The 8,900-nt window shown below is 34.6% G+C and carries 6 protein-coding genes and 1 riboswitch; of the genes, 4 read left to right on the top strand and 2 right to left on the bottom strand.

Annotated features, from left to right (window positions below; genetic code table 11):
* Nucleotides 1-465 precede the first annotated feature (465 nt).
* Nucleotides 466-1,143: a DUF4294 domain-containing protein gene (locus I6U50_RS15460; protein WP_198639516.1), complete on the bottom strand. Its 678-nt coding sequence runs from the start codon at nt 1,141-1,143 to the stop codon at nt 466-468.
* Between the two features lie 105 nt (nt 1,144-1,248).
* On the opposite strand from I6U50_RS15460, the gene I6U50_RS15455 reads away from it, so the two are divergent.
* From I6U50_RS15455 to I6U50_RS15440, 4 genes are all read left to right on the top strand, one after another.
* A complete protein-coding gene (locus I6U50_RS15455) occupies nt 1,249-2,337 on the top strand; it encodes a M42 family metallopeptidase (RefSeq protein WP_198629550.1) in 1,089 nt (362 codons plus the stop codon).
* 139 nt (nt 2,338-2,476) lie between these two features.
* Nucleotides 2,477-3,553, top strand: coding sequence for a DNA topoisomerase IB (locus I6U50_RS15450; protein ID WP_198639515.1), 1,077 nt, complete (start codon nt 2,477-2,479; stop codon nt 3,551-3,553).
* A 44-nt stretch (nt 3,554-3,597) separates the two neighbouring features.
* On the top strand, nt 3,598-5,526 hold the full coding sequence (locus I6U50_RS15445) for a DUF294 nucleotidyltransferase-like domain-containing protein (protein WP_198639514.1): 1,929 nt from the start codon (nt 3,598-3,600) through the stop codon (nt 5,524-5,526).
* On the top strand, nt 5,526-6,188 hold the full coding sequence (locus I6U50_RS15440) for a 3'-5' exonuclease (protein ID WP_198629547.1): 663 nt from the start codon (nt 5,526-5,528) through the stop codon (nt 6,186-6,188). Before I6U50_RS15445 ends, I6U50_RS15440 begins: the two co-directional genes overlap by 1 nt.
* Nucleotides 6,189-6,281: 93 nt before the next feature.
* Here I6U50_RS15440 and acs read toward each other — a convergent pair whose 3' ends face one another.
* Nucleotides 6,282-8,189: an acetate--CoA ligase gene (gene acs, locus I6U50_RS15435; RefSeq protein ID WP_198639513.1), complete on the bottom strand. Its 1,908-nt coding sequence runs from the start codon at nt 8,187-8,189 to the stop codon at nt 6,282-6,284.
* 468 nt (nt 8,190-8,657) lie between these two features.
* A riboswitch (cobalamin riboswitch) is annotated at nt 8,658-8,792 on the top strand.
* Nucleotides 8,793-8,900 lie beyond the last annotated feature (108 nt).

Genomic DNA, 8,900 nt, shown 5'->3' with positions numbered 1-8,900 from the left:
TTTTGGGAACTTGTTTCCGCTGTAAGCGGCTGCAAATATACAATGCTTTTTCTTTATCAACCAAATATTTTTTAGAAAAATTTTAAGTTTTTTTTCGAAAGCTTTACCCGATTAAAAGAACTTAAAAACAACTACAAATTTTATTAAAACCCTTCGCTGTTTTTGCGGCTGCAAATATACAACCTCTTTTGAATCTGACAAGCAAAAAATAAAGTTTTTTTACTTTTATTTTTTTGACCTTCCTTAGCCCTAAAAACATCGTAATCCCAGTATGTAATGAACGTCTTAACTTAGAACCGCAAACCGCTTGTGGCGCAAAGCGGGTGCAAATATACTGCTGTTTTTTACTCCCACAAGCTCAACTTCACATTTTTTTAAAGAAAACTTAAAACAAAATCATAACAGCCTCTAAAAAAGGAACTTGTAAGATAAAAAATTTTAAAGATAATTTTAGAATTGAAAAAGTTAATTTAAACGACTCTTACTCCATTTATCGGTAAGTTCAACATACTCAAAATCCAGTGCTGTAGCTTGTGGTTCCAGTATATCATGAACAAAAGAGCGCTGCAAAATATCTTCGATCAAAAAGTCTTCCTCATTATTAATAGGATCAAATTCTTCTTTTAAAGAAATCTCGAACAAACTGGCAGTTGTATTATACCAGAATGCCCGCCAACCACTTTTTAAATTTTTAATTAGATTAAAAGCTGTAGTGCCTGTTTGGCGATGCACCAATTTTACAAGGATTTGTCCTTCTGTATGTGTAAGTTTTTTTAATTCGGCAGAAAACTCCTCTTCTATATAGTTCTGAACAATTCTAGTGTATTTTCTTTGAGCCGATCTCGAATCTATTTCATCAAGTCTTGCATTTAGTGCTATTAAGCGTTCCGATGCCAGTTTAGCATAAGGATACACCTTCCTGGTTTTCCTCCTTAATATCAGGTATCTTTTTCTGTCGGCTAAATTATCAAAATGAAGTTTTTTTAAAATCACTACCTCATTAAGATCTATACTTTCCCTTGGCACCGTATCTCCGGCAATAATCATATATCGTTTTTGTAAAGTATCTTGAACAGGAACACTATCCTGGGCAAAAAGACCGGAAAAACTAAAAAATAATATTATAGAAAGTGTTCTAAGCATTCCCCAATTTATTTAGCTTGTTAGCGCACTAAAATCATTCCAAAATTAATGAATAATGAGTTGCCATACATTTAATTCTTATTAAATTCGTAAAAAATCAAAACTATGAGCAAAGACAGTATTCTTGACAAGCAATCTATAGAGTTTCTGGAAAAATATCTTAATAACGCTTCTCCAACGGGTTATGAATCTGAGGGACAGAAACTATGGATGGATTATTTAAAACCTTATGTAGACGAATTTATTACCGATAGTTATGGTACAGCAGTTGGGGTAATAAACCCAAAAGCCGAATATAAAGTAGTAATAGAAGGACATGCCGACGAAATATCGTGGTACGTAAACTATATAACCGATGATGGTTTTATTTATGTGGTAAGAAATGGCGGAAGTGATCATCAAATTGCAGCCTCGAAACGGGTTAACATTCATACAAAAAAAGGGATTGTAAAAGGGGTCTTTGGATGGCCGGCAATTCATACTCGTGATAAAGACAGTGAGCAATCTCCCAAAATAGACAATATATGTATAGATGTTGGTTGCACCAGTAAGGATGAAGTTGAAGAACTTGGGGTTCATGTAGGATGTGTAATTACCTACCCCGATGAGTTCTTTATTCTTAATGAAAACAAATATGTATGCCGTGCCTTAGACAACCGTATGGGAGGCTTTATGATTGCACAGGTTGCAAAGCTTTTAAAAGAAAATAAAAAAGAACTTCCGTTTGGATTATATATTACCAATGCTGTACAGGAGGAAATTGGACTTCGCGGAGCCGAAATGATTACCCAGCGTATTAAACCCAATGTGGCTATAGTGACCGATGTAACACACGACACCAATACCCCTATGATCAATAAAAAGAAGACCGGTGATACAAAAATTGGACACGGCCCGGTGATTGCTCACGCCCCTGCCGTACAAAATAAACTACGAGAGCTACTTATTGAAACTGCCCAGGAAAAAGAAATTCCTTTCCAAAGAATGGCTAATTCAAGATTTACGGGAACAGATACCGATGCGTTTGCCTATAGTAATGGTGGTGTTCCATCTGCCTTAATTTCCCTTCCTTTAAGATATATGCATACTACGGTAGAGATGGTACATAAAGATGATGTAGAAAATGTAATTAAATTAATTTATGAAAGCGTTCTAAAAATTAAAGAAGGAGAAAGTTTTAGCTATTTTAGTTAACAAACTATAAGTCATACTATGAAAAGTCCTTTTTAGCCTATGCTAAGAAGGACTTTTTTATTTTCTTAAGCATACTTTCACATTACTTTATTATACCCCGGGAATTTTTCCAATTATATTTATAAAAAAAGATTAATTAATGACTCTTTCTCCTGAGGAAATAAACAGCTTAATTTCCAACCCTTGTGAAACGGTAGATTTTGCCAATCTTACCTATGTATCTGAAGAAAAACTTTCTATTAATCGGAAGAAAATGGGAAGAGGCTTCTCATACATAAATAAAGGAAAGCGCATACAAGACCACGACACCATTAAACGGATAAAAAGCCTGGCAATTCCACCCGCCTGGCAGGAAGTGAAAATTACTCATTTAAAAAACGGACATTTACAAGTGGTGGGACGTGATGAAAAAAATCGTAAACAATATATTTACCACCCTACCTGGATTAAGTTAAGAAATGAATCTAAGTTTTTTAAAATGGCCGCCTTTGGCGAAAATTTACCCAAAATAAGAAAGCAAGTAGATAAAGATCTTGATTTACCTAAAATGACTAAAAAGAAAGTCCTCGCATTAATCCTAAGACTTATGGAAGAAACCCATATTAGAATAGGAAATCATTATTATGCGAAGAAAAATAAGACCTACGGACTTTCAACTTTTAGAACCCGACACGTTAAGACATTTAAAAACAGTATCAAATTCGAGTTTATAGGCAAAAAAGGAAAGGAACACTCTGTAAGCGTAAAAAATAAAAAATTAATAAAACTTATCAATCAGTGTGAAGAAATTCCAGGTTGGGAGCTTTTTAAATTTTATGATGAAAACAGCAACAAGCAGGCTATAGATAGTGGCATGATTAACGATTATATTCATGAAATAAGTGGTGACCTTTTCTCGGCAAAGGATTTTAGAACCTGGAGTGCTACCAAAATATTTTTTGAAACCCTGTTGGAGTTAGGCTATACAGATAATGAAAAGGAAAATAAACAACGTATCTTAAAAGCCTTCGATACCACCGCTGAAGGATTGGGGAATACACGAGCCGTTTGCAGGAGCTATTACGTACACCCAGAAATAATAAATTCTTATGAAACCGGTGAGATACCCCCCTATTTCAAAAAAATTAAATCGGAAGAAAAACAAGACTATATTTCTCTTTCTGAAACCGAAAAAGTAATTTTAAATATGATTAAAAATTATAAGATCAATATTTAAAATTGAATGAAACGGCTGTGCTTCTTTTTATTTAAATTAGCCGTATGAAGAATACCATTGCCTCTAGAATAGCCGATTTTCTAAAGAATTACCCTCCTTTCAACCTTCTACAAAAAGAAGATTTACTTAGCATCTCTAAAAATGTAAAAGTAAAATATCTTGAAAAAGGAAAAACCTTATTTGCCGAAGGCGATACCGGTCATAAACGTTTTTATGTAGTAAATAAAGGGGCAGTTTCCCTGGAGCGTATAAATAACGATAAAAGAGAAACCATTGATAAATGTGATGAAGGTGATATCTTTGGTTTAAGACCTTTATTCGCTAAAGAAAATTACCTCATCAATGCTATTGCAGACGAAGAGACCGTTCTTTACGCCATCCCAATTAAAAAATTTAAACCTTTATCTGAAAAAAATAAAGAGGTAGGGAGTTTTCTTATACAAAGTTTCGCTTCAAACACCAGAAATCCTTACGCTGAAGCACATAAAGGAAAGTTAATTTCAGAAAAAGAGCCGGAGGAAAAGCAATTTCAACCCAATAATAATTTATTTGAGCTTCAACCCGCCCCGGTTACCAGAAAAGTAGTAATGGCCTCTCCTGAAACCACTATAAAAAAAGCAGCTCAATTAATGAGGAGAAAAAAAGTAGGCTCTGTTTTAATAGTGGAAGAAAATACGCCAAAAGGAATTGTAACCGACGAAGATTTTAGAAATATGGTGGCCACCGGAGTATTTTCTATCGAAACACCAATTTCAAAAATAATGTCTTCGCCGGTAATTTGTTACCCAAGGGGTATTACAATTGCACAAGCCCAGCTTACTATGATGAAGCATCATATAAACCATGTTTGTATAACAGAAGATGGCACCCCAAACACTAAGGTCGTTGGGGTGGTATCAGAACATGACATTATGGTTTCTGAAGGTCATAATCCATCGGTATTAATGAAAGCTATTCAGCGCAGTAGCAGCACAAACGAATTAAAGAAAATCAGACATAAAATAACATTATTATTGAAAGGTTTTTTAGCTTCAAATATCCCTTTAAATCATATTTCAAAAATTATTTTTGAATTAAATGATGCTACCATTAAAAGGATAATAGAGCGATGTATAAAAAAACTCCCCACTCCCCCACCCTGTGATTTTACCTGGATTGCCCTGGGAAGTCAGGCAAGAAAAGAACAACTTTTACAAACCGACCAGGATAATGCCTTGATTTTTGAGGAAGTACCGCAAGAGAAACTGGAAGAAACCAGAGCCTACTTTCTGGAATTATCTAGAAAAGTAAACAAACGACTAAACATAATTGGTTATGAATATTGCCCTGCAGAGATGATGGCTAAAAACCCTAACTATTGTTTAAGTCTTCAAGAATGGAAACAGCAATTCACGAACTGGATTGTAGACCCCGGTAACGACGAAATATTACTATGTTCAATCTTCTTTGATTTTGATATTTCTTACGGTAACATCAAACTCTCAAATGAGCTGGCTAACCATATTTTTAGTTTAACACAAAACAATAAAAAATTCTATAGTGTTATGGGGGCCACAACTTTAAGAAACCCTTCCCCTCTAGGTTTTTTCCGGCAATTTTTAGTAGAACAGAATGGAGAAAACAAAGATTTCTTTGACATAAAAAAACGTGCAATCACTCCAATAACCGATGCTGCCAGACTACTAATTTTGCAGCATCAGGTAAGAAATATTAGCAATACTGCAGAACGCTTTGAAAAATTAGCACAATTAGAGCCGAATAATAAAGATTTATTCCTGGCCTGTGCTTACGCTTCCAAAGTCTTAATTAAATTTAGAACCAAGCAAGGTTTAAAGAATAGAAATAGTGGCAGGTATATAGACCTGGAGAACTTAAGTAAAGAAGAAAAGATAAAATTAAAGCGTTGTTTTAAAAGTATTAGACAGGTACAGGAATTAATAAAATTTAGATTTGAAGTAACTCCTTATATATAATGCTAAACATATTTAAAAATAAACGTGAAGATTTTCCGGATTTCTGGAAAAAGTATGAAGCAAAATTTCAGGAGAAACCTTCTAAAGAAATTGAACATACCCGTTTTGTCGTTTTTGATACCGAAACCACAGGCTTTGATCTCATTAAAGACAGAATGCTATGCATTGGTGCGGTAGGCATTACCAATAAGTCTATTGATGTAGCAGACGGATTTGAAGAGTATATTTCCCAGGAAACATTTAACCCTAAAACGGTTAAAATTCATGGGATTATACAAAACGAGCGTATAGAAACCCTGCAAGAGGAAGAAGCGGTAAAAGCATTTTTAAAATATATAGGAAATTCAGTTCTGGTAGCCCATCACGCAGGTTTTGATATTGGAATGCTAAACCAGGCACTTGCCAGAATGGGACTTCCAAAATTAAAAAACAAAGTGTTGGATACCGTAAAACTCTACCGGGGTACAAGAATAATCTCAAATCTTATTAATAGGGAAAGAAATTATTCACTAGATGAAATTGCTGAAACTTATCATATAGATATTAAAGATCGCCACACGGCAGCAGGAGATGCCTTTATTACTGCTGTTGCGTTTATTACAATTCTTGGAAAACTAAATACCGATAATAAGTTGAAACTTAAAAAACTGTTTAGGTATTAATTTACTTTCCCCTATTTATCAAGACTTTCGCAAAAAAAAAGGCCTCACAGATTTTAGAAAACTATGAGGCCTTAAGTATAAAGCAGTATACTTTTAAAGTGCCTTTTTTATAATTTCATCTACAATTTCAGGGTTTAATAAGGTAGATGTATCGCCTAGGTTTTCGGTTTGTTTTGACGCGATTTTTCTTAAAATTCTACGCATAATTTTTCCACTACGTGTTTTTGGAAGTCCGGCAACAAATTGAATTTTTTCAGGTTTAGCAATAGGCCCTACCTTATCTTTAATTTGTTGGTGAATTTCATTTCTTAAATTGTCGTGATTTCTTGATTCCCCAACTTCTTTTAAAATCACAAATGCATAAAGTGCATTTCCTTTTACTTCATGAGGGAAGCCCACTACGGCAGATTCTGCCACTGCAGGGTGTTCATCTATAGCATCTTCAATTGGTGCTGTTCCTAAGTTGTGACCCGATACAATAATCACGTCATCTACCCGTCCTGTTATTCGGTAGTAACCTACCTCATCCCTAAGGGCTCCATCCCCGGTAAAATACATATTTTTAAAGGTAGAGAAGTAAGTTGTCTTATAACGCTCATGATCTCTCCAAACCGTTCTTGCCATAGACGGCCAGGGATATTTAATACACAAACGGCCATCTACCTGGTTTCCACTTAGCTCTTCCCCATTTTTATCCATAATAGCAGGTTGAATTCCAGGAAATGGTAATGTTGCATAAGTAGGTTTAACCGGAGTTACATACGGCAATGGCGAAATCATGATTCCTCCTGTTTCTGTTTGCCACCAGGTATCTACAATAGGACTTTTATTTTTTCCTACATTATCGTTATACCAATGCCAGGCTTCCTCGTTAATAGGCTCCCCAACTGTTCCCAATACTTTTAAGGAAGACAAATCGTGTTTTTCAACAAATTCTATATTTCGTTTAGCTAGCGATCTAATGGCTGTTGGAGCGGTATAGAACTGATTAACTTTGTGCTTCTCCACTACATCCCAAAATCTGCCTGCGTCTGGATACGAAGGCACCCCTTCAAACATCACGGTAGTTGCACCATTGGCCAGAGGACCATATAATATATAAGAATGGCCGGTTATCCAACCAATATCAGCTGTACACCAGTATACATCTCCTTCTTTATATTGAAATACATTTTTAAAAGTATAAGCACTATAAACCATATAACCCGCAGTTGTATGCAACATTCCCTTAGGTTTTCCGGTAGAGCCCGAAGTATACAAAATAAACAATGGGTCTTCGGCATCCATAGTGGTTGCTTCACATTGGTCTGAAGCTTCATCTAACAAAGGCTGCAACCATTGGTCGCGTCCTTCTTTCATATTAATATCAGAATTTATACGTTTTGCAACCAAAACACTTTCCACTCCCGGGCATTCTTCCAGAGCTTTATCTACAATCCCTTTTAAGTCTATAGTCTTATTTCCGCGGTAAGAACCATCTGAGGTAATAAGCATTTTACAATCGGCATCATTTGTTCTGGTAGCCAGGGCTTTTGAAGAAAAGCCTGCAAAAACAACAGAGTGTATAGCTCCAATACGAGCACAAGCCAACATAGCTACTGCAAGTTCTGGAATCATAGGCAGGTAAATACAAACCCTATCGCCTTTTTCTATTCCTTTAGACTTTAAAACATTTGCAAATTTATTTACTTTTTTATGAAGTTCTTTATAAGAAATATGTTGAGCCTCCTCTTCGGTACCGTTTGGCTCCCAAATAATGGCGGTTCTATCTGCATTGGTAAAAAGGTAACGATCTATACAGTTCTCTGTAATATTAAGTTTTGCATTTTCAAACCACTTTACTTCAGGTTTATTAAAGTCCCAGCTCAATACATTGTCCCATTTTTTTCGCCAGGTGAAATGTTCTTCGGCAACTTCTTCCCAAAAATTTTCAGGCTCTCTAACCGATTTTCTATACACTTGAAAATACTCTTCTAAATTCTTAATATGATAATTACTCATAACTTAAATAAATATGTTGATGGTTACGTAGATTAATAATGAAAAATATAAAATATCTTTCCTGCAATTTATAAAAATCCAATAAAACTAAACATTCAAATGTTTGTTTAACATTCTTCCAGTTCAAGTTTTATTACAAGTTCAATAGAATGGATGATTTCTCCATAAAAGCAGAAAATTAATTGGCTAATTAAGCTTTTAGATTTAAAAATTATAAAAAAGATAGTTTTTAAATAGCTTTTTTATAATAATGCCTCTAGATAATAAGAATAACGAATCCCAAAATTTTAATAATCAGCAAATTACCTCTAAAGCCAACGAGACATGTTATGGATAGTCATTTTAAGCTTGGAAGTAAACTTGTGAATATTAAAACTCGATTATCGAATAAATAAACTTGTGAAAAACTATGTTTATAACTCCGTAGTTTTTCTATAAAAGGGTCGCTTATTACTTATAACTTTACTTTTGTAAAATCATACCGGTGGTTATTGCCTTTTTCAATAAATAAGGGGAATCATGTGAAATTCATGAGCTGTTGCGCAACTGTAAAGTAGGTTCAACTACAAGCCAGATTACCTTTCCGACCGGGTTGACTTTTGCTTTCGCATAAAAAGTAAATGTCCAGGACATTTTGTGGGGTTACTGCAAGCACACTTCCCTTAGACAGTTATTACTTTTATGCTTTTGATTTAAAAACTAAAATAAAAG

The sequence above is a fragment of the Salegentibacter maritimus genome (assembly GCF_016236975.1).
Lineage (GTDB): Bacteria > Bacteroidota > Bacteroidia > Flavobacteriales > Flavobacteriaceae > Salegentibacter > Salegentibacter maritimus.
Note: the sequence above shows the minus strand (reverse complement) of the source record. Positions and strands in the feature narration are given on the sequence as shown.

What these genes read in the sequence shown, in the direction of transcription:
- acs (WP_198639513.1), bottom strand. Translation starts at nt 8,189, where the DNA reads ATGAGTAATTATCATATTAAGAATTTAGAAGAGTATTTTCAAGTGTAT.
- I6U50_RS15440 (WP_198629547.1), top strand. Translation starts at nt 5,526, where the DNA reads ATGCTAAACATATTTAAAAATAAACGTGAAGATTTTCCGGATTTCTGG.
- I6U50_RS15460 (WP_198639516.1), bottom strand. Translation starts at nt 1,143, where the DNA reads ATGCTTAGAACACTTTCTATAATATTATTTTTTAGTTTTTCCGGTCTT.
- I6U50_RS15455 (WP_198629550.1), top strand. Translation starts at nt 1,249, where the DNA reads ATGAGCAAAGACAGTATTCTTGACAAGCAATCTATAGAGTTTCTGGAA.
- I6U50_RS15450 (WP_198639515.1), top strand. Translation starts at nt 2,477, where the DNA reads ATGACTCTTTCTCCTGAGGAAATAAACAGCTTAATTTCCAACCCTTGT.
- I6U50_RS15445 (WP_198639514.1), top strand. Translation starts at nt 3,598, where the DNA reads ATGAAGAATACCATTGCCTCTAGAATAGCCGATTTTCTAAAGAATTAC.